Raw genomic sequence first — 22,234 nt, 5'->3', positions numbered from 1 at the left:
TCACCATGCGCGAACCGCCGCATGCGCTAGCACGCCGCCTCGCCGACCGGGCCGAGGCGGTCTGCCGGCATTATCTCTCCAATGGTCGCCGCCAGGGGAACTATTGGACCGTCGGCGATGTGCGCAACACGCCTGGTCGCTCCATGTTCGTCCGACTTGCAGACTCCGCAAGAGGTTCGGCCGGACGCTGGACCGACGCCGCTACCGGCGAGCATGGCGATCTGCTCGACGTGGTGCGCGAGGCGCTTGGCCTCAGAGCTTTCGCAGATGTCGCAAAGGAAGCGCGGGCTTTTCTCGGCCTCTCCCATGAACCCGCGTGTCAGGCATCTCCTGTCCGGAAGAGTGTCCAGGCTCCAGCCGGCTCCTCAGAGGCAGTCCGTCGGCTTGTAGGCGCGTCCCAGCCGATCATAGGAACCATCGTGGAAACGTATCTCCGTGGACGCGGCATTACGACCTTGCACGGAACCGGAGCCTTGCGCTTCCATCCCCGCTGCTACTATCGACCGGACGATCATGGGCCGACCGAGACATGGGCGGCCATGATTGCTTCCGTTACCGACGTCGAAGGCCGTTTGACTGGCGCCCACCGCACCTGGATCGCACCGGACGGCACCGGCAAGGCACCCGTCGACACACCACGCCGCGCCATGGGTGACCTCCTCGGCAACGCCGTTCGTTTCGGTGTGCCCGGCAGTGTCATGGCTGCGGGCGAGGGCATCGAGACGACGCTTTCGCTCAGATGCGCCCTGCCCGACATGCCGATGGCGGCAGCTCTCTCAGCGGCTCATCTCGCTGCCATCCTGTTCCCGCCAACGCTGAACCGACTCTACATCATCCGCGACAACGATCCGGCCGGTGACGGTGCCCGCGATAATCTGATCGAGCGGGCGACCGGTGCCGGGATCGAGGCGATCGTCCTCTCGCCGAGGATGGAGGACTTCAACGAGGATCTACGCTACTTGGGCCTCGCCGCACTCCGCAAATCGATCGCGGGCCAACTGGTTCACCGGGATCGCCATCGTTTCCTCGAACGTGTGACCTGAACCGGTATGGAGCGCGGCGCCGTGCGGTTCACGAGGCCGGCGTCACGCGCCCCAGAAGTCTCCGCCGGAGAGAGCCAGACCCAGCCTTCGAGAGGGCGATCGGGCCCACAAGCGGGTCGGCCCAACAATGGCGTCGGCCGACTATTTTCCGGCGGCGGCTGCGCCGCCTTTCCATCGCGAGCCAAAATAGTCGGTCTCTGCCATCCTCCGCTGTCGCTCCGGCCCTCCGCGTCGCTCCGGGTGCGAGGCCATCCCGCCTGTGAGCTTTCGTCGCCATGAAGGCCGCGAGGGTCGCGGTCCAATCGACGGGAGCATACCGTGAGCGAGTACGACGACACCGAGCCACACCACGCCGCCTCTCCAACCGATCACGTCCTCACCGAACTCCAGCTCTATGGCTGGCGTCCTTACGCCGACGAGCCGGATCCGCGACCACTTCCCGACGGCGATCATGTCGCCAGAGCCATGGTGGAGATCTTCGATGCCCTCATCGCCACCTTGGCGGATACGCGCCTCGAACCGGATCTCGACGACCTGCTTTGGTCCGTCACCAACGTCTTCCACCGTGCCGTGCTGCGGATCGAGCGCCAACTGGACGACAACGAGCAGGCGCAGCGTCGCATGCAGCGGGAACAGGACGGCACCGAGATCAAGGCGGTCGAACTCGAGAACCTCACCGCCCAGGGCCGGACGATCATCGAACGGCGTGACGCCTTCGAACTGATGCGCGACCAGGCTGGCGACCACTACGAGCAGCACACCGGATCGGCTTGGCGACCGCGCACCGGATCGATGGTCAACCACCGGGATCTCACCTCGGCGATGATCGACAGCCGCGACTTCCTCGCCGCCCGGCGGAAGGCCGACGCCGAGGTGATGCTACCCACAGGCCCGAAGATCGCCCTGACCGGCGGGCTCGACTTCAACGATCACCAGCTCATCTGGGACGTGCTCGACAAGGTCCACACCAAGCACTCCGATATGGTGCTGATCCACGGGAAATCACCCCGAGGCGCCGAATTGATCGCCGCGAAATGGGCCGACACCCGCAAGGTTCCCCAGATCGGCTTCGCCCCGGACTGGGACAAACACGGCCGGGCCGCGCCGTTTAAACGCAACGATACGATACTGAACATCCTGCCGATCGGCGTCATCGTCTTCCCGGGCACCGGCATCCAGGACAATCTCGCCGACAAAGCGAAGAAGCTCGGCATCAAGTCTTACGACTTCCGCAAGAAGGACGGCGCGTAAGCGCCGCCGTACTTCCGTTAAGCGGTTTCGCCAATTCCACTGAAAACCGGCTTTCAAACTGGTTTGCCCGTCACCGCGATGCGGGCAGCCCGTGGATGTGCTCCAGTTCCACATCGCCATCAATCAACTGGTCCAGCAGCCCCTAATGTCGCTCTGATCCGTCGCGGACAGAAATCGCCCCGCTTGGCGCTTCACCAGGTGCCGATCGCGATTCTTGAATTCTGCCATGACACATCCTTCAGAATGATCTGACTCACCATCCCGCGCCGATTGCACAAGGCAGTGGGCCTCCAAGGCTCCTGACACCGTCTCCTGGGCAAGCGAACACCTCCCCGCTCTAAGAGCGCTGATCCTTTGGTCCGGCCCATGACCTGACGCCATCAACCCGTAAAGGGTCCGCTACGCAAGCGTGCGGCCTTGAGGCTTCGCCCCTGCGGTGATTGCGGTCACGGGTCGAACACATCGGGCGCTTGTCGCGCGGGGGATGGTCTCCCGCCTTCCAGGACAGGAGCCGAATAATGTCACTCAACGACGCTCACGCCTTCGCCTTCAGCCTCGCCGTAACCCTCATGGTCACCATCGTCATCTTTCAGGCCGGCGACGGCAGCCTCAGCGTCATGCCCGCGAGTGAATACGATGGCGATACGGCCGCCATAGTCCATGAGATCGATCCTTTCGCCTCGTGACCGGGCACCTCGCCGCGGGAACGGAAGTCCTGTCGGATTCCGCTCCCGCGGCCGCTCATCTTCGGCTATAGTTCAGACTGCGCCGTGGTGGTGGTGGAGGCGCAACCGTTAGACCTTTTCTCACGGAGACCACCACCACGATCATCCTCGGCATCCTCATTTGCATCGCCGGCATCGGGTTCCTTTGCAGGCTGCTGTTCACGCTCGCTGTCTACGCGCTTCCGTTCTTCATAGGCGTGACTACGGGCGTGTGGGCCTACGGCACCGGAGCCGGTCCGATCGGCGCGTTCATCGTCGGCATCGCCGCCGCCGGTGCGACGCTCGCGGTCGGCCAATTCACCTTCACATTCGTTCGCCCGGTCTGGGCTCGTCTTGCGGTCACGCTCCTCTTTGCCGCACCAGCATCGGTCGCCGGCTATCACGCGACACATGGTCTTGCGAAGCTCGCCATGCCGTCCCTGGGATGGCAAATCGCTTTTTCGATCGTCGGCGCGATCGCCGTCGGCGTTGTCGCTTGGGTTCGGTTGCTGGCGATGGCACCGCCCGGGCCAGCCATGGAAGGCGTCGCTCGCGGCTAGGCGCCATCCGGAGCTTGAGAGCCAGGACAGCGAGGATCACTACCAAGCCACTCCTCGCAGCGTCAGGGTCACGGACAGACCGTTCAAGTCCAAGGGGTTCCCTCCCGCACGGCTCAGATCCGAGCAGTACCCCGTCAGGTATTGACCGCTATGACGGCCCTGAGCGGCGGTCGATCACAGATGCAACGGTGGTCTCCTCCCTGGGAGGCTCCGGTGACATCGCGGATATGGTCGAAGGGCGGGCTGAGCGCCGTAGAGCAACGCCGGCTATTCGAAGTGAACGTTGGTCGCCTTGATCTCGCTTGAGGTCCTCTTGCAGGTCGACCGCTCCAAAACGGCCTCATCAATGGCCTGATCTGACCGAAGGTCGGCTATGCCTCGACCGCCTATCCGGCAATGGCGCAGATCAACTTTCTTCCCCTGCCGGCTGCGCCGTCATTCCTCGCGAAACAACAAAGTCGCCTTGCTGCCATCCTCCGCTGACGCTGCGGTCGCAAACGATGCCGCGTCGATCGCCTCCGGCCTGCCGATCGCCATCGAGGCCGCAATGGTGCGGGCTCGAAGCAGAGATCAAGGAGAACTACCATGGCGACCATCGGCACCTTCAAAAAGTCAGGCAACGAATTCACCGGCGAAATCGTCACCCTGAGCCTTCAGACCAAGAACGTCCGCATCGTCCCCGAGAGCCGCCAGGTCGGCGAGAACGCCCCAAGCCACCGCGTCTTTGTCGGCCGAGCCGAGATCGGCGCCGCCTGGTCCAAAACCTCCAACGACGGCCGTGACTACCTTGGCCTCAAGCTCGATGACCCGAGTTTCAACGCCCCGATCTACGCCAACCTCTTCGACGACGAGGAAGGCGAAGGCTTCAGCCTCATCTGGTCCCGCCCAAGCCGCCGTAACGGCGAGTGAGCTGCCTGAACAACGCCCCGCCCGGACACACCGGGCGGGGCCAAGCCCTTTTCGGGCGACCGAATCAGTTCGGGCTTAATTCCTCAAAGCCTGATCCGGGCGGCACTTTTCTCTCGCCATATTACAGAAGAACGACTATTTTAGCCGTAGTTCTGGCGTGCGCAGTTATGTCTGTAGGACGTGGTCATGCATGATCACCGCCCGACAGACGCGGGCCGCGCGCGCGTTGCTTGGTTGGACGCAGGAGACGCTCGCTGAGAAGGCCCTGGTATCGCTGACCGCGTTGAAGCGCCTTGAGTCCGAGAACGACTTCAAGGTGTACGAGACGACACGCGATCAGGTGCGCCGGACTCTTGAGAGCAGCGGTATCGTCTTTCTGTCCTCCGACCAAGGGGAAGGAGTGATGCTTGTTCGTGCGAAGATCGGTTCTCCCGGTTCGTCCTAGCCTCTCACGGGCCGGCGCGGCGATGCGCAGCGCGCATCACCTGATGCCATCGTGCACTCGCGCATTCGCGTGCCAGCCTATACTGCTGACCATGATGCAGCCGCTGCGATGACTGGCTGCGGGAGATCGGCGTGACACAAAAAGCGTTTCTGGACCAACCACCAGAGAGCCAAGAGCTCACCAGGTACGATCGCGAGCACATGACGCTCTATATCCGCCTGCTCGACGCGGCGGCGGACGGTGCCGACTGGCACGAGGCAGTCTCGATCCTCTTTGGTTTAGATGCTGACCTCGACCCCGAACGAGCCCGCCGCGTCTACGACACCCATCTTGCCCGAGCACACTGGATGACAGAGCACGGCTACCGCAAGCTTGCTCGCGAGGGCCGTCACTAACACGACCGCGATGCAGCGGCCGCATCGCGCGTTGTCCACGTGAGGGCTTCCCGAGGCCTTTCCATCCGGCAATCGTGTCGCTCCCAGCATGTAAGAGACATGCACGCTTGGAGGACACTGATGCGGCCGGACACATCACAGTGGCGATCCTCGTCGACGTACGACTATCTCGACGACCTAGTCGCCGCCGACCTCGCGTGGGAATGGCTGCGCCGCAACGCCGACTATCAGCGCGACCACGCTGAAGTCGAACACTCCGACGCGGACCGTGAGCACCTGACGAACATGTTGCGAATGCGCTGGGGGCTGCGATTTCCCTGTCGACCCAACTTTCAGTGCCATCGAGACGGTAGTCTTCTGGGCGCCGGGAGCCGATCCGGGCACAGTAATGCTCACAGCGATCCCGCCATTGCCGTGGCCGGGCTTGGAAGGCTTTGCGCCATCTGATCTCGACCCCCGCAACGCGCACCTAGGTCCGGAAGGGCTGAGCATCGTGCACGGCAAGGGTGCCGCCGCCATCCGCCTTCTGGTGCTTGGCGATGCGCGGCCCGATCAGCCGCTGGCGGCCCTTGTTCCGCTTGACGCTGACGGCCTCGATCGCATCGAGGCCGTCACGCGGCTCTGGCGAGCACTGCATAGCCGTCGCGTTTTCCCCGATACCCGCCTGACGGCACAGCAACGCCGAAGGCTGCGTTACATGCTGCAGGCCATCGATGGCAACATGAACGGCGCGAGCTATCGCGAGATCGCAAAGGTCATCTACGGCGCGCCTCGCGTCGCAGCAGATTCCTGGAAGACCTCGGCGCTTCGAGACAGCACCATCGACCTCGTCAAGGACGGCCGCGCCATGATCGCCGGCGGCTATCGCAAGCTTCTGCGCCATCGCCGCAAGTCCTGACACGCTTCGCAACACGACTGGGGGTGCGAATTTAGTTCACCCTTCTTCGCCATCCCCCCTCGCGGCTCCTCTCCGCCACCGTGGCCTTCGTCCGCCGCTTATCGCCAGCGGCCTCAATGAACCCACGGAGGCCCGATCATGTCCGCCAACCTCACCGGCTTGCCGCCGCGCTTTCTTCGCACTCCCGAAGCCGCTCGATTCCTGGGTCTATCCGGCCGCACCCTGGAAAAACACCGGACCTACGGGACCGGCCCATCCTATCGAAAGCTCGGCGGACGCGTCGTCTACTCGATCGACGATTTGCAGGCCTGGGCGGACCGGGGCGCCGTTACTTCAACCTCCGATCCTCGCGGCGCCGTCCTCCCCGCAAAACGCCACGAGGCCGTGACGCCCGTCGTAGTCGGACGTCACGCCCGCTGACTGTCGCGCCGTTTCCTCAATGCCGGTGCGCCGTCGCCCCCTGTCGGAACGCGGACAACTCGAACTGTTCCGTACGCGCGGCAGCGATCTCGCACCCCGCGACACGCAGGATCTCATGGCCTATCCGTTTTTCAGCCTCTCCAAATCCCATCGCATACAGCCCATCGACTTCTCCGCCGGGGACGTTGTCATTCGCGTCGAAGCCGTGCCCGAACATGGTATGGCGACCATCTGGGACGCCGATATCCTGATCTGGGCCGCAAGCCAGATCGTCGAGGCGCGCGACGCCGGACTGCGCACGTCGCGCCTCATGGCGGCCACGCCCTACGAAATTCTCACCTTCATCGGACGCGGCGTTGGCGCTCGCGATTACCAGCGCCTCAAGGCGGCCCTCGATCGCCTGCAATCGACAACGGTGGCGACGACGATTCGCCAGCCCGCAGAGGGCCGTCGACATCGCTTCTCCTGGATCAACGAGTGGGTCGAGCGCACGGATCGGCGCGGGCGTCCCGCGGGTATCGAACTGATCGTTCCCGACTGGTTCTATCGGGCGGTCCTCGTCGAATTCCCGCGTGGCATCGGCCAGGGCGAAATGCCGCCTTTGTTCATCGTCGGCGCCGGGGGCGATACTTCCGAACTCGTCAACTACCGCGTCCGAGGCAATCACATGATCGTGGATCGGATGTTCGCTGCGGCCGAGCTGCGCTACGGCAGTGGCCGCAAGCAACAGCGCGTCCGGATCATCCGCACCGACGGAAGGCCCGCGTCATGAGCGATGACCGAGAAGAGGAAGAACAGGCGCCGGCGGCAGGCGGAGGGCCTGGTCCCGAGCCCATGCGTCTGCGTGGCGAGCCGCCTCGCGTCACCCGTCTGTCCCGGCGTGTGCTGGCCGGGCTCGGCCTGGTCGCCAGCCTCGGCGTTGGTGGCGCGCTGATCTACGCGCTGCAAACACGTCATGGTGGTCCCGGCAACGAGGAACTGTATTCGACCGACAACCGCACCACGGCGGACGGACTTGCCGGACTCCCGCGCGACTATTCCGGAGTGGCAAAGCTCGACGTTCCACAACTAGGACCCCCGCTTCCAGGTGATCTGGGGCGTCCCATACTCAGCGCCCAGAACCGTGGGCAGCCCGTCGCAGGTGTCAGCGCCGAGGAACAACGGCGGCTCCAGGAGATCGAAGCCGCGCGCACCAGCCGCCTGTTTGCCGGCACCGAAGCGCGGTCAGCAGCAGCCACTGCGCCACCCGCGCCGAGCCAAACGCCAGCCGAGTCGCCGACGATCGCGGGCCTTGGCCTCGCGCCACAGCCTGCGACCCCCACCGCGCAGGAACGACAAGCCGCTTTCCTCGACGCCGCCGTCGACCGTCGCACCGTCAGCCCCGATCGCGTTGCAGCACCGGCCGCGCCCAGTATCCTGCAGGCAGGTTCAATCATCTCGGCCGCCCTCATCACCGGCATCCGCTCCGACTTGCCCGGCCAGATTGCCGCGCAGGTGACAGAGAATGTCTATGACAGCCCAACCGGGCAGATACTCGTCGTCCCGCAGGGCGCGCGGCTGATTGGTCAGTACGACAACGGCGTTGGCTTTGGTCAGCGCCGCGTGCTGCTGGTCTGGAACCGCATCATCATGCCGAACGGCAGGTCCATCGTGCTGGAACGGCAGCCGGGCGCTGACTCTGAAGGCTATGCCGGCCTCGAGGACGGTGTCGACTATCACTGGCGCGAACTCTTCAAGGCCGCCGCGCTATCCACGCTGCTCAGCATCGGTGCGGAGAGCGGATCGTCGAGCGGTGAAAGTGATATCGCCCGCGCGTTGCGCCAGGGCGCGTCCAACAGCATTAGCCAAATCGGGCAGCAGATCGTTGGCCGCCAGCTCGATATCGCCCCGACGCTCACCATTCGGCCGGGCTTCCCCGTTCGGGTGATCGTCACCCACGATCTCGTGCTCGAACCCTATGAAGGATGATCCATGACGAGGCTGAAACTTGGAATCATTGCCGACGACAAGCCGGTCAAGATCTCGATTGAGCTATCGGCCACTCTGCATCGCGACCTCATCGCCTATGCCGAGGCTCTTGGCCGTGAGACGGGCCAGCCCGTTGGCGAGCCGGCGAGGCTGATCGTACCGATGATCGAGCGCTTCATGGCGAGTGATCGAGCGTTCGCGAAGGCGCGGCGGACTCGGCAACCCTAGTCGACAGCGAGGGATAGCGCTCCTCCAAAAGCTTGAGAAAATGCGCCAGCGCGGGGTTGTCGTTGTTCCTCTGCCAATAGGCGGCGTAGCTGATCCGGCTCGAGCCGTTGCCGTCCTGCACATCGCGATAGACAACCCCCGCATAATTTGCGCCGATCCCGGCCTCGCAGATCAGGCTAACCCCAAACCCCATGCCGACCAGGCTCATTGTGCTTTCGCGGCTGACGTCCTTCCCGACAATTTTGGGCTGGACACCTGGCGACGCTAGCTTCGCCACCAAGATGTCCCGGAGCTCGGGTCCGGGGTCGCGATGGCTCAGCAGCACAGTCTCGCTCCTGAGGTCGGTCCAATAGACGATCTCGCTCGCTGCCAGCGGATGGTTCTCCGGAAGCGCGACCATGATGCGTTCGCCCCACAAGGCCATTGCGCCCCCGTCACGACCGGTGGGCTCGCCGGTGACGATCGCAACGTCTAGCGCGCCATGCTGCAGACCTGCGAAAAGACTCGCTCGCGCTCCCTCGACCGTGCGGATTTGTACCTGCGCAAATCGCCGCGCGTATTCCATTAAACTGGCCCGCAGGTTCCCCGCAGATAGCGACGTATAGAAGCCGATTGCCAGCCGGCCAGCCTCCCCTCGGCCTACGGCCTTGGCCGACGTCATCATGTCGTCCAACCCATCGACCAGATGCCGGGAGGTGCGCAGGATATCGGTGCCTGCGGCTGTCAACCGCACGCCGCTGTTCGAGCGCTCAAATATGGCGACACCCAGGCGATCTTCCATTTGCTGGATGCGGCGGCTGAGCGACGACTGCTTGACGCCAAGCGCTTCCGCCGCGCGACGGAAGCTGCCGTAGTGCTCGGCGGCGACAGCGTAACGAAGATGGCGCAGTTCGATGGCCATTATCGAGTTGCAGCAGCCATGATCACGCTGCCAACGGTCGGGTGACGCGAGCTGCGAGCACCGCCCCATGGAGCTGACCCATCTGGCGGACGTTCATGAGCGCGGTTTCAGAGACCGGCAGGTGTCCTGCCAACGCCTTTGTGTCGTCAATCTGCATGGGCGGAGCAAACCGCTCCAATGGCCATCCAGCCCGTCGCAAAATGCGCTCAAAGCGAACATCCGTTACGGTGACTACTGCCTCCTGACTCTTCGATAGGCCCCATTCGAGGATCCCCGCGAGAAGACTAAACGTCGCGTCACGAAGTCCGGTCGCAGCCACACCGTCAGCCAAGCTGGTATCCACGCAGAACCGCGAACTTTCGAATATCTTCTCGCTTCGCGGAGCTGGATGCGGTCCAAGTAGCGCAGGGAAGGTGTTCGCTAGCATGGTTGGCCCTATTGTAGGCAGCAGCCTCGCACAGCCGACCACCGAGCGGCCGTCGTCGATAGCGAGGATGTAGGTCGGCTTGAGCGCGTCGTAAGCGTCGATCTCCATATCGTCCGAAACAGAAACATCCCAATTCAGACGATCGCGAAATACGCGATATCGCAATCGGTGCATTCCCTCGATCAGATCAGGGAATTCAGAGTAGTCCAAGTGATCAACTGAAATTACGCGCATATCATTGGCTCCTATTTGGTTGCCGCAAACAAAGAGCATGATGGGACCAGTCGCGTAGCTGTAGAGTTTTACAGGTCGGGAGCGCGAACGAGGCTCTAGCGTAGAATTGGCGAACGGTGGCCACCACTACAGTTGTAGTGAGCGCTGCATCGATAGGTTGATGTCGATCAGACCGAGCAGATTGGGGCTTCACGACGCCCGCGGCGGCCTGATGGGAAGCAGAGTCGAGAGCTTTGTCAGGACTAGATGAGGCCGCGTTGCGCAGCCTCGACCACGGCCTGCGCCACCGTAGACGCGCCCAGCTTCGATCGGGCATTTTCGAGATGGAAAACCACTGTTCGCGTGGTGATCCCGAGAACTTTCGCGGTTTCAGGCATCTTCTTGCCGGACGCCGCCCAGGAAAGGCACTGCCGCTCTCTTTGGGTCAGAGGTGCGTCGGCAACGCGGGCCAGGCCCAATTGGAGTTTCGCGTACACGTGAGCATGATAGTAGAGCCCGGCAAGTTGCAACGTATCCATCACTTCCGCTGGATGGTCTTCCAGACTTTCTTCCCCATTGCCCGCGACTGTAAAGGCGGCGAAGCGGCCGAAGCCTCCGGGTATTGGAACGGTCGCGCCACTCTGAATTCCGAATTTGGCGGCCTCCGCAAAAAAGCGCTGCTGAGACGCTGATGGCAAGCGCAGGGTTCGGCGACTCCACTGAAACAATCGCCGCGACGATCGAGCCAAGCCGATGACCGGGTCGATGTCCTCATACCTTTGCTCCATATACTGCTGTGCCCAGGAGGTTGGATAGGAAGAAAGCACCTTGAGCGCTGGTTCCGAAAACCCGAGATAGGCAAACCATCGGTAACCAAGCCGCTTCGCAAAACGATCTGCGGCACCTCTGAAACCAACATCGTCGTGGGCGGTTTCAAGTGCGTCAACAAAATCCCTGAAGACAAAATCGTGGAGCGCCATTAACGCTATCCCGAAATTCTTGGATCATCTTCGACCTTGGAGGAGCCAGTTAGCCGTCGCGGCTGACCGGCTCCAAAGCGCTCTGAGAGGACCGACAAAATGCCGATGTGGGCGATGTACCCGTCAACCCGGGGTGGCATCTTGGCCACGACCAGCACGCTCAAAACGCCCTCGTTGCGCCTGGCGGCCGCCTCGGCGCCGATTGATGTCAATACGTGATACGCGGTTGCGCGAGACAGCGCTTCCCGGTCGCCTGCCAAGGACGATCGTAACAGCCATTGAACTTCGGGGCTCGTCACGTTTGCACGGTGTTCATGGGCGATCTCGACTTGTTGGTGGCGACTGCGATAGCCACGGCGGCCATATTAGCGAGCGCGCTGGCTACTATTGGCAAAAAGTAACTATGGCTGAGATCGAAAAAATAACCCGCTGTGCTCGGACCCAACAAGGTTCCAAACCCGATGCTGGTATACAGTACGCCGATTATCCCACTCACATGGCGCCCGCCAAAGTGGTCTGTTACCAAGGCAGGAAGTATCGCGACCCAGCCGCCATAGAAAATACCGAACAGCAAAGCGAAGGATGTTAGGGACCAGAATTCTCCTGCTATCGCCCACATCGCGAGCGAAGCGCTCATTCCGAGGTACATTCCGACCAAGAATGCATCCCTGCCCATCCGGTCGGCAATGCCGCTGAGGAAGAACCTGCCAACCGTGCTTCCGATGCCAATCATGCTCAGAAGCGCTACTGCGGAGCCAAGGGAGACGCCGCGATCGACAGCATACGGGACCAGATGCACAAATGGCACGAAGACGCCAAATGCACTGATAAGGCAGGCGGCATAAAGGCCGACAAAGCGCGGCGTGCGAACGGCCTCTGCGATCGATAGCCCTCGCCCACCATGCACAGCTGGAACGGATTGAAAAGGTAGGCCATCTCGCGCAGGGCTGCGCTGTCCTGGATCGTCAATGATGAAGAGGGCGACGCTGCAGCCGATGGCAACGGCAAGGCCACCCAAGACGAGATAGGCAGTCCGCCAGCCAAAGATTGCGATCAACCATGTGGCGAGCAAGGGCATCACAAGCGTGCCGACGCCAATGCCGCTTACGGCCAGTCCCGAAGCGAATCCGCGACATTTCACAAACCGTCGCTGGACTGCGCCCAGCGTAGGAACATATGCGCCACCCACACCGACGCCCACGCCAATGCTGTATGCCGCATAAACTTGCACGAACGATTGAGCCTGACTTGCCAGAATGAGACCCAGGCCAACCAGGCCCATTCCGCCTGCGACAAGGGGTCTCGCGCCGAAACGATCAGCCAACGGACCGGATACAGTGCCCAAGCTAAAATACAGGAAGGCTGCAAGTGAAAAGACGAGCGACACCGACCCTCGGGAAGCTCCGAATTCTTGTTGTAAGGGCGCAATAAATGAGCTGAAGGTATAGGCGCTGCCAAAGCCGATAAAGGTGACGATAAATGCGGCTGCCACGACAAGCCAGCCATCGAAGGCTGCCGTTTTTGACTTTACGGAGTGCAATTTCCTCGCGTCCCTTCAATAGTTCTCAGCTCGGCGCTTGTCTGCGCCACCGCCAGACGGCATCCGCGTGCAGCGAAACAGCGCTATTGTCGCGCAACATTTTCCGACGATTCTATTCAGGACTCCGTGGTGCTCGAGTTGTCATCGGACCAGCGCTTTTTCGCTGAGCCACTAAGATGCGATTCGGAGAGTGTGACCGCGTCTATCGGCCTTTGTTGGTGGATCATCCTGGGATGGAAGTTCTCGATGCGGCTTGCACCGGTCAGAGCCTGCACAATATCAAGCTCCTGTTTTAGAAGCGCAATCGCGTGCGCGACGGAACCTTCGCCACCCGTCGAAAGCGCATAGAGCGTTGCCCGGCCCACCTGCACTGCGCTAGCTCCAAGCGACAAGGCGCGCGCAATATCAGCGCCAGTGCGAAAACCACTGTCGATCAACAGTGTCAGTCGGCCTCCCGCCTCGGACGCGAATTCCGGCAGAACATCGATTGTAGACGCGGCTCCGTCCAGCTGCCGGCCGCCATGGTTTGAGATCACGATGCCATCAACACCGATTGCGATAGCGCGTTTGACATGCCGAGGATCAAGGAGGCCTTTTACGATGAGCGGCTTCTTCCAGCGATCGCGCAAGCGAGCGATGTCGTCCCATGTGACCGATGGGTCGAGCTGACTCTGCATCAGTTCCGAGATGGTGTGCGTTTCCTGGAGCCCGAGCTCGGCGGCCATGACTTCCAATTGAGGGCTCCCGGCCAGCGCCATTCGCAAGGTCCAGGCCGGATGCGTGGCGAGGCTGAATATCTTTGAAGGGCTCCATCGGAACGGAAGTGAGAAGCCGTTGCGAACATCGCGCAGCCGCCTTCCAGCGACTGCGCTGTCTACCGTGACCTCCAGCGCCTCGAAGCCGAGCGCGTCTGCCTTGTCCACGATCCTGTGGCTAAAATTCCGATCCTTGAAAATGTAAAGCTGCATCCACTTGTTTTGCGTGGCGCCCGCGACTTTCTCCTGTGTGCAGGTGGCCGCCGTGCTCATGACGAACGGAATACCCGCTTTGCCGGCTGCCCGAGCCAGCGCGACGTCGCCGTCAGGCCAGGCGACGCCGGCGAGCCCTGTCGGGCCGATGATCAGCGGCATCGCGTACGTCTTGCCGAAAAGCGTCGTTTGCTGCGACCGGATGGAGACATCGACGGGCGCCGAGGCCATCAAGCGCTTCTGGTCGAGGGCTTCGCGATTGTGCCTGAGCGTGGTCTCCTCGTAAGCGCCGCCGTCGAAAAAATCGAACACCATTTTGGGCAATGCCCGCCTGGCCGCTTCCCGAAACTCCGCGATCGACTGAGGCCGCCTGGGCTGACCGCTCATGACGTTCCACACCAACTGCGAGCGTCCATGGAAGTCGACACCACGCACCGCCTAGACCGTGATGCGCGACTTCAGGAACAGGTCCAGCCCGACCAGACGATCCAGAGTCACGATCGCGAGAGCCGATATGACGATGTAAATCACCGCGACTGCCGCTACGTCCGGCGTCACGTTCGAGCGGATCGACAAGAAGAGCTGGACAGGCAGCGTCATGGTCCGCTTGCTGACCAGTAGCAAGCTCACCACGAATTCGTTCATTGCCAGAATGAACATCAGCAAGGCCCCGGTTACGATGCCGGGCGTGACAGCGGGAACCGTCACAAAAAGAAACGACTGCAGCGGCGGCGCGCCGAGATTGGCAGCGGCGTTCTCGAGATCGAAATCGAGCGCGTTGACGCTTGCCGCCACTGCCCAGATCATGAAGGGGAGATTGATCGCGCACAGCGCCACCCCAACGCCCCATAGGTTGTCGACCAGGTTCATCTCTCCGTAAAGAATAAGCAACGAGATGCCCGACACAACAACGGGAATGGTGAAGGGGAGAAGCAGGTAGAGCCTGACAAAGGCTAGAAACCGAATCCTGTACCTGTTCATCGCCAGAGCCGCGAGCGTGCCCACCGGGATCGACAGCACGGTGCAGATGGTCGCGACATAGAGCGAGCGTATGACCGCCGATTGAATATCGGTCTGGCTGGCAAGCGATCTATACCATCTCAGCGAAAGCCCATCCGGCGGAAATTGCAGAATGTTTCCAGCATTGAAGGATGAGATAACGACGATGACGGTTGGCACCGTCAGGAAGACAACACAGAACAGGGTGAGGCTGCCAAAAATGAACCGCCGAAGAGGTGCTTCATTCATTTCAATGCCCTCTTCAAGATTGCGGGGAGATCAAAGGCGGCCATTATGAGGATCACCATCAGGGTTCCGACGATCACAAGGAGGATCATGAAGGCCGATCCCAAACCCCAGTCCGACATTCCAAAAAAGACGTCGTAGACAAGGTTCGATACGAAGTCGAAAGTCCCGCCTCCCATCATGGCAGGCATCGCGTAGTCCGTCAGTGACAGCGTGAACACCACGATCGTGGCAGCGACTATACCTGGCTTGGCCATCGGGAAAACGATGCGCGCCAAGGCCTGAACCCATGAGGCCCCGAGTCCTTCGGCCGCCATCTCGATCTCTTCCGGGATGGAGGTGAGCGCGGGCGCAATCATCAGCACGGAGAAGGGCAGCATATACTGGGTCAGCCCGACCACCACCGCGAAGGGCGTATAGAGCATCTTGATCGGCTCCAGGCCGACGAATTCTATCATCTCATTGGCAAGGCCGTACCGGCCAAGCACGATAATCCAGCTGTAGGCGCGGACAACCGAGCCGATGAAGAAGGGGACGAATAGGCAGAAAAGCAGAATGCGGCGCAGAAGTGCCGATTTCGTGCGCACCATCACGTAGGCATAGGGAAATGAGAGCGGCACCGTTATCGCCGTCACAATGAGCGAGTACAGAATCGAACGCAACAGCACGACCTTGAAGACCGGCTGAGCCAGAAGCTGCTGATAGTTGGCCAGCGAGAAAGCGTCCGAGAGAAGGAATGTGCTTTGGTCGAGCTGATGGAAGCTGTCGACCACCATGAGCATCATGCCAGCGGCCAACAAGCCGACAAGGATGAAGGCCGGAATCAACCAGATATAGGGCGCGGCTCGGCGGACGGTTTTGCCAAGGCACAAAGCAAACAGATGTTCGACGGCGTCAGCCACCCTCCATCGCAGAGGCAGGCGGTAGGATCGGCTAGCAGTGCTGGAGGTGCCCACGACAATCTTCCCAGTGAATTCAGCGCAAAGCGGGATGCACGACGACGACCCACATCCCGCCTCGCAGCGTTCAACTCAAACGTTCATAATGGACTTGAAGCGCAGCACCCATTTGTCCCAATTGTCGACTTCGACGTCCATGGGCAGGATCACCAGCCGCTTGAAGTCTTCTTCTTTAGAGGGATATGCCGGGTCATTGGCAAAGTCCTTGGGAGCGACGAACTTCTTGTTCAAGCTCGGATTGCCGAGGAGGTCACACCACTTCTGACTGACCTCATCCTTCATCGAGAGGTTGATATATTGCTTGGCCCAATACTCCTCGTTTTCAGGCAGGCCCTTCGGAACCCAGAGGCAGTCTGTCGTCGCATAGGCCCCTTCCTTCGGTACCGTCCAGGCGATGTCACCGCCGGCGCGCTTGAAGTCGATCATGTCGGCGATGGCATTCATCGACACGTCGATCTCTCGCTGCTGGACCCATCGGGTGATGTCCTCATCCTTGCCGAGCACCGGGTTCTGCGCTCTCACGGCCTCGATCCACTTCCAGCCGGCCTCCATATTGTCCGGATAGTCCGAGAGCTTGCCGCCGGCAGCTATCTGGGCGATGTGGATCGTGCCGTTGCCGCTTGAGAACAGGCCGACACGACCCTTGAATTTGGGATCCAGGAACGCCGCCCAGCTGTCGGGCGCGCCGGCGGGAAACTTGCTTGGCGCATAGCCCATGCAATAGACATAGATATACATGTTTATGTAGGGAATGCCGCCGGCGCCGCTCGGAACGGCGATGTCCCGCATCTGCGGAATGTTACTGAGGTCGGAGAGATCGACGGCGGAACCGTGCCTTGCCGATGTCACCGCGTTTGCGGTCGTATCCCACGTGACGTGGCAAGGCAGTTCGCGCTTCTGCGCCTGCGCCTGCCAGATCTTGGTCTTCATTTCCGTATGGAAGGTGTTGTCGTGGACGACCTTGATGCCGGTCATTTCCGTGAATGGCTTCGACACGGTGTCCTCGAGCGCTTTCGACCAGCTGCCGCCCCAAGCTCGGACGATCAGCTGGGACGGCTTGTCCGGCTCGCCGGCCGAGCGCGCGGGGCGCGCCGACAGGGTGACGCCGGCACCAAGAGCCGCAGCGATGCCGGTCGCGACAGTGCTTTTCAGGATCTCGCGACGCGTCACCGCGGATACTGTTGGATTTTTGTCATTCCCACTCATGTTTATTCTCCCATTTTAGAGTTAGGTCTACAGCTGATTTTTATTCACACCTCAAAGAGGAGCAGTTTTTCCTTTTTCCAGCCGATTGTAGTGTTCGCACCGAATTTCAACTGGCCGGCCTCGTCTACGTGATGACTAATGATCTTGAAAATGACGTCGTTCAATTCTGGAATTTTGACTTCCAAGATCAATCTCTCTCCTTCGAAAATAGACTCGACAATATTCGCCTTGAATTTGACGTCAGCATCCCGCTCGGCGTCGGGTCCAACCAGGATACTGTGCGCGCGGATTGCACACTGGACACGGGCGCCTTCGCGAAGAACGCCATTGTCGCGAGGATCAACTTCGATCTTTGCGTTCGCTATCTCGACCGACGGCGCGCCCTCGCTCGATGAGAAGTCGCCCTCGAAGAAATTCGTCATGCCGATAAAATCGGCGACGAAACGGTTGCTAGGCGACTGATAGGCGACTTCCGGCGCTGCGAACTGCTGCACCCGCCCGTCATTCATGACCATCACGCGGTCGGACATCACCAGCGCCTCGCGCTGGTCGTGGGTGACATTGATCGTTGTGACGCCGAGCTCCCGCTGAATTCTGCGGAACTCGATCTGCATTTCCTCGCGCAGCTTCTTGTCCAAGGCAGCGAGCGGCTCGTCGAGCAAGAGAAGAGCCGGCTCGAAAACCAGGGCGCGCGCAATCGCCACCCTCTGCTGCTGGCCGCCCGACAGTTCCGAAATCCGCCGGTTCTGATAGCCTTTGAGCTGCACCAAGCTGAGATACCGGTCGACCCGAGCGGGAATCGTCTTGGGGTCGAAGCGCCGCATCTTGAGCGGGAAGGCCACGTTCTCCGCCACGGTCATGTGCGGAAACAGAGCGAGGCGCTGGAACACCATGCCGATCGAGCGACGGTGCGGCGGGACCGCCTCCACCGGCTTGTCATCGATCAGGATATGGCCTGTGCTGAGCTCCATGAAGCCGGCGATAAGGCGCAGCAACGTGCTCTTGCCGCAGCCGCTCGGGCCGAGAATGGTGAGGAACTGCCCGGCGTTGAGCTGAAAGGAGACATCGTCCACGGCGACGAAGTCACCGAAGCGCTTGGACACTTTGTCCACCGAAACCAACACCTTCGTTTCCCGCTTTGGGATGGCGTTGGCGGGTGCGCTTGCCTCCGTCAAACCTTGGGCTGCAAGCTGGAATCCAGGTATTGAGGTCAATTCTGTCACCCGCTATTTCCCCTTCGCTTGCTTTAAGGCCAAGCTGTTCATTCTACTATATACTGGTATAGACCGCTCGGCAATATGGATTCGCGCGACAAACGTTTTTGCGACTGATCGGCGCCTGACGCGCCGGCTCATATTGTCAGGCGGCTGGCAAGCCCACATGCGTTGGGCGGGCTAGCGAATCCTGTTCATGCAGCTTGTGGCATCGCCGATCCACTGATACCGGACCATGTCATCGGCGTGCGCGATCAGGCGGCTTTGGCGGTGTGAAAGAGGCAGTCTCCCCGACCGCTCCTGGTTTGCGCGCGCCTGCACACGACGCGTCCCGCGCTGCCAAATCGCAAGAGCCGAGGGGCTTCATCCAGGTCGGAAAATCGGTGAAGGAGTCCCGCGATCTGACCCTCTTCGACGTCGTCGCCCAGCTCGGCGCGAGGCTCGAAAAAACCGTCATCGGGCGATCGGAGATAGTCTGTATTTGTGTCGACGAACAGGGTCTCACCCGCGGCTCTAGGATCCTGGGCGGTAAGCAGCCCCAGTCGGCCGAGCACGCCGCGAACACCGCGATATCCGATTTCTATGGTGCCCGGGGTACATACACCGCCGCCGCCGAGCTCAGTTGCGATACTGGGCACGCCCATGTAGATGGCCGTGCCGCTGAGCGAGCGCTCGAGACCGGGAAGGGCGTCGTAGACCAGGCTGAGGGGCGCTGCGAAGGCTCGCGCCATGTCTTGCTGCATTGCGTAGATCTTCTCGTCTCGCACGCGCTGGATGATCGTTGACGGCAAATACTCCAGCGAAGATCCACCGGAGTGGAGGTCGACCAGGTAGTCGGCCAGAGGCAGCAAAATCTCGGTCATCGTATTGGCGATGATTGCGGTTGGGCCGCCCGATCTCTCGCCGGGAAAAAGGCGATTCAAATTGCCCTGATCGAGCGGCGATGTCCTTGACGAGGCGAACACGGCTGGCGGGTTGGCGCAAGGGACGATCAGGATCCGGCCGCCCACGTCGCTAGGCTCGGTTTCACGAAACAGCCGCCTGAGCACAAACTGCCCCTCATACTCGTCACCATGGTTGCCGGCGACGAGCAGTATCGTTGGACCTGCGCCGTTCCTGATGACGCCCACCGGTACTTCGATCTGTCCGTAAGCCGATTCGTGGCTTGAGTGCGGAACCGGCAGTATGCCCCAGTTTTTGCCGTCCCGATCAAATCGCGGTTGCATAAACACACCTCGTTGCAATGCTGGTCACGCCGGCCGTTCGCCGGTGAACCGGCATTGGGCGGTCAGAGTGGTTCTTCCATTTGACACGACGCAGGCCGCTCCGCTGCTGGCGTCGAACAAGAACCTCGCTTCCTGCCGGCAGAACACGGGAGCCATGATGCGGTATTCAAACTGCGACAGGCGCGAGAGGTCTCCAGTCGACGCCTGCGCGAAGCCTGCCGTCAGCGTGGCCAGCAAGGGACCGTGCACCACCAGGCCTGGATGGCCTTCGACGTCGCGCGCATAGTCGGCGTCATAATGTATGCGGTGCGCATTGAACGTTAGCGCCGAATAGCGGAACAACTCCGTTTCGCAAAAAGTATGTTCCCACGATGGCGCGGCGAGGCAGGAAGTGACCGGGTCGTTATTGCTCGGGCGGTCGGGCCGCGCCTGCGGCGCTTCGCCTGGCTCGCGATAGACGATCGTCTGGACTTCCTCGAGAAGCAGGTCTGCGTCCCGGCTCCATCGATGAACGATGTCGCAGACGCAAAGGCGGCCGGACCTTCCGGTCTTCATTTTGACATCGGCGATGGAGCGCTCGTGGCGCAGCATCTCTCCAAGCCTGATCTCATCATGCCAGCGCAGAGATCCCGATCCCCACATCCGCGGCCACTGCGATGCCTCCGGATGAGGCGCCGCCTCCAGCGGGTGGCCATCCTGACGCAGGTCCTCGGTCCTGGCATGGGGATGGAGATAGACCCAATGCCAGCAGGGGGGCAGAGCCGTTCCCTCTCTGAGATCAAGCTCCAGGCTGAGTGTGGCCGCCAGCAACCGCGCGCCTTCCACGTTGATCGCGACCATCGCGGTTTGACTATGCATTGCGCAGGTTCCTTGCTCGGGCAACGAGCCCGCGAACCACCACATGGGCCTGGATTTCGGCCGCACCCTCGAACACCGACAGGATGCGGGAGTCGCAGAGAACGCGGCTGATCGGGAATTCGAGCGCGTAGCCGTTGCCGCCGTGGATTTGCAGGGAATCGTCCGCGGCAAGCCAGGCTATGCGCGCGGCCAGTAGCTTGGCCATGCCAGCCTCCACGTCGCAGCGAGCTCCGGTCGCGTGTTGTCTGGCGGCACTGTAGACGGCCTGGCGGACGACCATGATCTCTGCGGCGATGTTGGCGATCTTGTTGGCGATACGCGAGAACTCGATGATCGGACGGTCGAACTGAGTTCGCTGCTTCGCATAGTCAAGCGCGAGGTCCAGCGCGTTATGCGCCACCCCGAGGGCGCGCGCGGCCGTCTGGATGCGCGCTGACTCGAAGGTGGCCATGAGCTGCCGGAATCCCTGCCCCTCCTCGCCTCCAAGCAAAGCGGAAGCTGGGACTTCGAAATTGTCGAAGGATATTTCATATTCCCGCATGCCCCGGTAACCCAGGACGGGTATCTCACCGCCGCTCATTCCTGCTGCGGGAAACGGATCCCTGTCGGTGCCGCGCGGCTTCTCCACGACAAACATAGACAGACCCGCATAGCCCGGCTGGTCGGCATCGGTGCGCGCCAGGACCATCATGATGTCGGCCCGAGCGGCGTGGGTGATCCATGTCTTTGCACCTGAAATGCGATAGCAATCGCCATCGCGAACCGCCCTGGTCTTGAGGCTGCCAAGGTCCGATCCCGCTCCAGGCTCGGTAAACACGGCGGTGGCAAGAGAGCGACCAGTGGCGAGCGGCTCCAGGTAGCGCCGCTTCTGATCCTGCGTGCCATTGGCGTGGATGAGAGTGCAGGCGATTTCTGCTCGCGTTACCAGGGAGCCCGCACCGAGGTAGCCACGCGAGAGTTCCTCGGTGACAACACACTGCGCTTCCAGGCCGAGATTGGAACCACCGAACTGCTCGGGCATGGTAATCCCGTACGCACCCATCTCGCCAAGCTCGCTGACCAGCGCGTCCGGAATGAGAAGATCGCGGGCATGCCAGGTCGAGCAAACCGGCGTGATGAGATCTTCCGCGATCCGCCGGAACTGCCCACGTATCAACTCAAGGGACTCATCTTGCGCAAAGCTCCCCAACTCACCGCGCGGTTGACTGCGCAGTTCCTCAGCAAGCCTTCTTTTGTACTTGTCGCTTTGAGCGCAGCCAATCAGCGCAGCAACGTCAGGGTTGGCTTCCAGCTCGCTCGCGGCGGGGCCAAGGCCGACGGTGGCGGGCCGGACGGTCTCCGTCGCGCTCAACGCAATCCCATGCGTCATGTCGTCCAGGTAGCGACCCACGCCCACGGCAAACAGCAGACGATCGATCGGCTTTTCTTGTCCGCTCTCCTGGAGAGCGGCGTACCATCTGATGGTCGAGCGCAGCGCCTCGGCATAGGCCGCGATCCATGCCACGCCGTGGGTACGGCCCTGGCTGTGCTCAAACCCGCGTGGCTCGGTCGCCTCGGCGAGGTCGGTTGCCGCAACCGCGATCGCCTGCCTGGCGTATCCATCGATTGCTTCCTCAAGCGCGGTAATGCGCGCGGGTGAAAAGCCGTCGAAACATTCATCATCAAGGGCCACTGCT

General features: G+C 61.5%; 25 protein-coding genes and 1 pseudogene. 14 read left to right on the top strand and 12 right to left on the bottom strand.

Annotated elements, in window-relative coordinates:
- Nucleotides 1–5: 5 nt before the first annotated feature.
- The 14 genes and pseudogenes from LB554_RS20565 to LB554_RS20505 all read left to right on the top strand — a co-directional run bounded on the left by LB554_RS20565 (nucleotide 6) and on the right by LB554_RS20505 (nucleotide 8,821).
- On the top strand, nucleotides 6–1,043 hold the full coding sequence (locus LB554_RS20565; protein WP_224586578.1) for a toprim domain-containing protein: 1,038 nt from the start codon (nucleotides 6–8) through the stop codon (nucleotides 1,041–1,043).
- 318 nt (nucleotides 1,044–1,361) lie between these two features.
- Nucleotides 1,362–2,294 (top strand): DUF2493 domain-containing protein, encoded by a 933-nt coding sequence (locus LB554_RS20560; RefSeq protein ID WP_224586576.1) that lies wholly within the window; start codon nucleotides 1,362–1,364, stop codon nucleotides 2,292–2,294.
- 518 nt (nucleotides 2,295–2,812) lie between these two features.
- Nucleotides 2,813–2,980 (top strand): hypothetical protein, encoded by a 168-nt coding sequence (locus tag LB554_RS20555; protein ID WP_224586574.1) that lies wholly within the window; start codon nucleotides 2,813–2,815, stop codon nucleotides 2,978–2,980.
- A 248-nt stretch (nucleotides 2,981–3,228) separates the two neighbouring features.
- Nucleotides 3,229–3,558, top strand: coding sequence for a hypothetical protein (locus tag LB554_RS20550; RefSeq protein ID WP_318013216.1), 330 nt, complete (start codon nucleotides 3,229–3,231; stop codon nucleotides 3,556–3,558).
- Between the two features lie 585 nt (nucleotides 3,559–4,143).
- Nucleotides 4,144–4,467: a DUF736 domain-containing protein gene (locus LB554_RS20545; protein ID WP_224586572.1), complete on the top strand. Its 324-nt coding sequence runs from the start codon at nucleotides 4,144–4,146 to the stop codon at nucleotides 4,465–4,467.
- 190 nt (nucleotides 4,468–4,657) lie between these two features.
- Nucleotides 4,658–4,912: a helix-turn-helix domain-containing protein gene (locus tag LB554_RS20540; RefSeq protein ID WP_224586570.1), complete on the top strand. Its 255-nt coding sequence runs from the start codon at nucleotides 4,658–4,660 to the stop codon at nucleotides 4,910–4,912.
- 131 nt (nucleotides 4,913–5,043) lie between these two features.
- Nucleotides 5,044–5,307 (top strand): DNA -binding domain-containing protein, encoded by a 264-nt coding sequence (locus LB554_RS20535; protein ID WP_224586568.1) that lies wholly within the window; start codon nucleotides 5,044–5,046, stop codon nucleotides 5,305–5,307.
- Between the two features lie 120 nt (nucleotides 5,308–5,427).
- The gene (locus LB554_RS20530) at nucleotides 5,428–5,754 is read left to right on the top strand and encodes a transcriptional regulator domain-containing protein (protein WP_224586566.1); all 327 of its coding nucleotides are present in this window, start codon (nucleotides 5,428–5,430) and stop codon (nucleotides 5,752–5,754) included.
- A complete protein-coding gene (locus LB554_RS20525) occupies nucleotides 5,696–6,205 on the top strand; it encodes a DUF2285 domain-containing protein (protein ID WP_224586564.1) in 510 nt (169 codons plus the stop codon). Before LB554_RS20530 ends, LB554_RS20525 begins: the two co-directional genes overlap by 59 nt.
- Nucleotides 6,206–6,343: 138 nt before the next feature.
- Nucleotides 6,344–6,625, top strand: a complete 282-nt coding sequence (locus tag LB554_RS20520) for a helix-turn-helix transcriptional regulator (RefSeq protein WP_224586562.1) — start codon at nucleotides 6,344–6,346, stop codon at nucleotides 6,623–6,625.
- 19 nt (nucleotides 6,626–6,644) lie between these two features.
- Nucleotides 6,645–7,184 (top strand): annotated as a pseudogene (locus tag LB554_RS20515) (replication initiator protein A); the annotation flags it as partial.
- Between the two features lie 33 nt (nucleotides 7,185–7,217).
- Nucleotides 7,218–7,397 (top strand): TrbG/VirB9 family P-type conjugative transfer protein, encoded by a 180-nt coding sequence (locus LB554_RS29475; protein ID WP_411962641.1) that lies wholly within the window; start codon nucleotides 7,218–7,220, stop codon nucleotides 7,395–7,397.
- Nucleotides 7,394–8,593 (top strand): TrbI/VirB10 family protein, encoded by a 1,200-nt coding sequence (locus LB554_RS20510; RefSeq protein WP_224586559.1) that lies wholly within the window; start codon nucleotides 7,394–7,396, stop codon nucleotides 8,591–8,593. Before LB554_RS29475 ends, LB554_RS20510 begins: the two co-directional genes overlap by 4 nt.
- Before the next feature lie 3 nt (nucleotides 8,594–8,596).
- Entirely contained in the window at nucleotides 8,597–8,821 is a 225-nt protein-coding gene (locus LB554_RS20505; RefSeq protein WP_224586557.1) for a DUF2274 domain-containing protein, read from the top strand.
- Here LB554_RS20505 and LB554_RS20500 read toward each other — a convergent pair.
- From LB554_RS20500 to LB554_RS20445, 12 genes are all read right to left on the bottom strand, one after another.
- Complete coding sequence (locus tag LB554_RS20500) at nucleotides 8,769–9,722, bottom strand: LysR family transcriptional regulator (RefSeq protein WP_224586555.1); 954 nt, start codon at nucleotides 9,720–9,722, stop codon at nucleotides 8,769–8,771. The two genes, LB554_RS20505 and LB554_RS20500, sit on opposite strands and share 53 nt — an antisense overlap.
- Before the next feature lie 22 nt (nucleotides 9,723–9,744).
- Entirely contained in the window at nucleotides 9,745–10,383 is a 639-nt protein-coding gene (locus LB554_RS20495) for an acyl-homoserine-lactone synthase (protein WP_224586553.1), read from the bottom strand.
- A 242-nt stretch (nucleotides 10,384–10,625) separates the two neighbouring features.
- Nucleotides 10,626–11,342, bottom strand: coding sequence for a LuxR family transcriptional regulator (locus LB554_RS20490; RefSeq protein WP_224586551.1), 717 nt, complete (start codon nucleotides 11,340–11,342; stop codon nucleotides 10,626–10,628).
- Nucleotides 11,343–11,637: 295 nt separating this feature from the next.
- Nucleotides 11,638–12,882, bottom strand: a complete 1,245-nt coding sequence (locus LB554_RS20485; protein ID WP_224586549.1) for an MFS transporter — start codon at nucleotides 12,880–12,882, stop codon at nucleotides 11,638–11,640.
- A gap of 116 nt (nucleotides 12,883–12,998) precedes the next feature.
- The gene (locus tag LB554_RS20480; protein ID WP_224586547.1) at nucleotides 12,999–14,237 is read right to left on the bottom strand and encodes an alpha-hydroxy acid oxidase; all 1,239 of its coding nucleotides are present in this window, start codon (nucleotides 14,235–14,237) and stop codon (nucleotides 12,999–13,001) included.
- A 51-nt stretch (nucleotides 14,238–14,288) separates the two neighbouring features.
- Nucleotides 14,289–15,098 (bottom strand): ABC transporter permease, encoded by an 810-nt coding sequence (locus tag LB554_RS20475; RefSeq protein WP_224586545.1) that lies wholly within the window; start codon nucleotides 15,096–15,098, stop codon nucleotides 14,289–14,291.
- Nucleotides 15,095–15,997 (bottom strand): ABC transporter permease, encoded by a 903-nt coding sequence (locus LB554_RS20470; protein WP_224586543.1) that lies wholly within the window; start codon nucleotides 15,995–15,997, stop codon nucleotides 15,095–15,097. The genes LB554_RS20475 and LB554_RS20470 overlap by 4 nt, the downstream gene beginning before the upstream one ends.
- A 129-nt stretch (nucleotides 15,998–16,126) precedes the next feature.
- A complete protein-coding gene (locus tag LB554_RS20465; RefSeq protein ID WP_224586540.1) occupies nucleotides 16,127–17,260 on the bottom strand; it encodes a PotD/PotF family extracellular solute-binding protein in 1,134 nt (377 codons plus the stop codon).
- A gap of 44 nt (nucleotides 17,261–17,304) precedes the next feature.
- Nucleotides 17,305–18,405: an ABC transporter ATP-binding protein gene (locus tag LB554_RS20460; RefSeq protein ID WP_411962640.1), complete on the bottom strand. Its 1,101-nt coding sequence runs from the start codon at nucleotides 18,403–18,405 to the stop codon at nucleotides 17,305–17,307.
- Between the two features lie 323 nt (nucleotides 18,406–18,728).
- A complete protein-coding gene (locus tag LB554_RS20455) occupies nucleotides 18,729–19,700 on the bottom strand; it encodes a succinylglutamate desuccinylase/aspartoacylase family protein (protein ID WP_224586536.1) in 972 nt (323 codons plus the stop codon).
- Between the two features lie 24 nt (nucleotides 19,701–19,724).
- Complete coding sequence (locus LB554_RS20450) at nucleotides 19,725–20,540, bottom strand: MaoC family dehydratase N-terminal domain-containing protein (RefSeq protein ID WP_224586534.1); 816 nt, start codon at nucleotides 20,538–20,540, stop codon at nucleotides 19,725–19,727.
- 10 nt (nucleotides 20,541–20,550) lie between these two features.
- Nucleotides 20,551–22,230, bottom strand: a complete 1,680-nt coding sequence (locus tag LB554_RS20445; protein ID WP_224586533.1) for an acyl-CoA dehydrogenase family protein — start codon at nucleotides 22,228–22,230, stop codon at nucleotides 20,551–20,553.
- Nucleotides 22,231–22,234 lie beyond the last annotated feature (4 nt).

This window comes from Mesorhizobium sp. CO1-1-11, assembly GCF_020164995.1.
Taxonomy (GTDB): domain Bacteria; phylum Pseudomonadota; class Alphaproteobacteria; order Rhizobiales; family Rhizobiaceae; genus Mesorhizobium; species Mesorhizobium australicum.
Note: the sequence above shows the minus strand (reverse complement) of the source record. Positions and strands in the feature narration are given on the sequence as shown.

Bases quoted from the DNA above. Each gene is read 5' to 3' on its own strand.
- LB554_RS20505 (WP_224586557.1), top strand. From the start codon at position 8,597: ATGACGAGGCTGAAACTTGGAATCATTGCCGACGACAAGCCGGTCAAG.
- LB554_RS20540 (WP_224586570.1), top strand. From the start codon at position 4,658: ATGATCACCGCCCGACAGACGCGGGCCGCGCGCGCGTTGCTTGGTTGG.
- LB554_RS29475 (WP_411962641.1), top strand. From the start codon at position 7,218: ATGCCGCCTTTGTTCATCGTCGGCGCCGGGGGCGATACTTCCGAACTC.
- LB554_RS20490 (WP_224586551.1), bottom strand. From the start codon at position 11,342: ATGGCGCTCCACGATTTTGTCTTCAGGGATTTTGTTGACGCACTTGAA.
- LB554_RS20530 (WP_224586566.1), top strand. From the start codon at position 5,428: ATGCGGCCGGACACATCACAGTGGCGATCCTCGTCGACGTACGACTAT.
- LB554_RS20500 (WP_224586555.1), bottom strand. From the start codon at position 9,722: ATGGCCATCGAACTGCGCCATCTTCGTTACGCTGTCGCCGCCGAGCAC.
- LB554_RS20450 (WP_224586534.1), bottom strand. From the start codon at position 20,540: ATGGTCGCGATCAACGTGGAAGGCGCGCGGTTGCTGGCGGCCACACTC.
- LB554_RS20555 (WP_224586574.1), top strand. From the start codon at position 2,813: ATGTCACTCAACGACGCTCACGCCTTCGCCTTCAGCCTCGCCGTAACC.
- LB554_RS20525 (WP_224586564.1), top strand. From the start codon at position 5,696: ATGCTCACAGCGATCCCGCCATTGCCGTGGCCGGGCTTGGAAGGCTTT.
- LB554_RS20475 (WP_224586545.1), bottom strand. From the start codon at position 15,098: ATGAATGAAGCACCTCTTCGGCGGTTCATTTTTGGCAGCCTCACCCTG.
- LB554_RS20520 (WP_224586562.1), top strand. From the start codon at position 6,344: ATGTCCGCCAACCTCACCGGCTTGCCGCCGCGCTTTCTTCGCACTCCC.
- LB554_RS20545 (WP_224586572.1), top strand. From the start codon at position 4,144: ATGGCGACCATCGGCACCTTCAAAAAGTCAGGCAACGAATTCACCGGC.
- LB554_RS20495 (WP_224586553.1), bottom strand. From the start codon at position 10,383: ATGCGCGTAATTTCAGTTGATCACTTGGACTACTCTGAATTCCCTGAT.
- LB554_RS20480 (WP_224586547.1), bottom strand. From the start codon at position 14,237: ATGAGCGGTCAGCCCAGGCGGCCTCAGTCGATCGCGGAGTTTCGGGAA.
- LB554_RS20565 (WP_224586578.1), top strand. From the start codon at position 6: ATGCGCGAACCGCCGCATGCGCTAGCACGCCGCCTCGCCGACCGGGCC.
- LB554_RS20465 (WP_224586540.1), bottom strand. From the start codon at position 17,260: ATGAGTGGGAATGACAAAAATCCAACAGTATCCGCGGTGACGCGTCGC.
- LB554_RS20510 (WP_224586559.1), top strand. From the start codon at position 7,394: ATGAGCGATGACCGAGAAGAGGAAGAACAGGCGCCGGCGGCAGGCGGA.
- LB554_RS20455 (WP_224586536.1), bottom strand. From the start codon at position 19,700: ATGCAACCGCGATTTGATCGGGACGGCAAAAACTGGGGCATACTGCCG.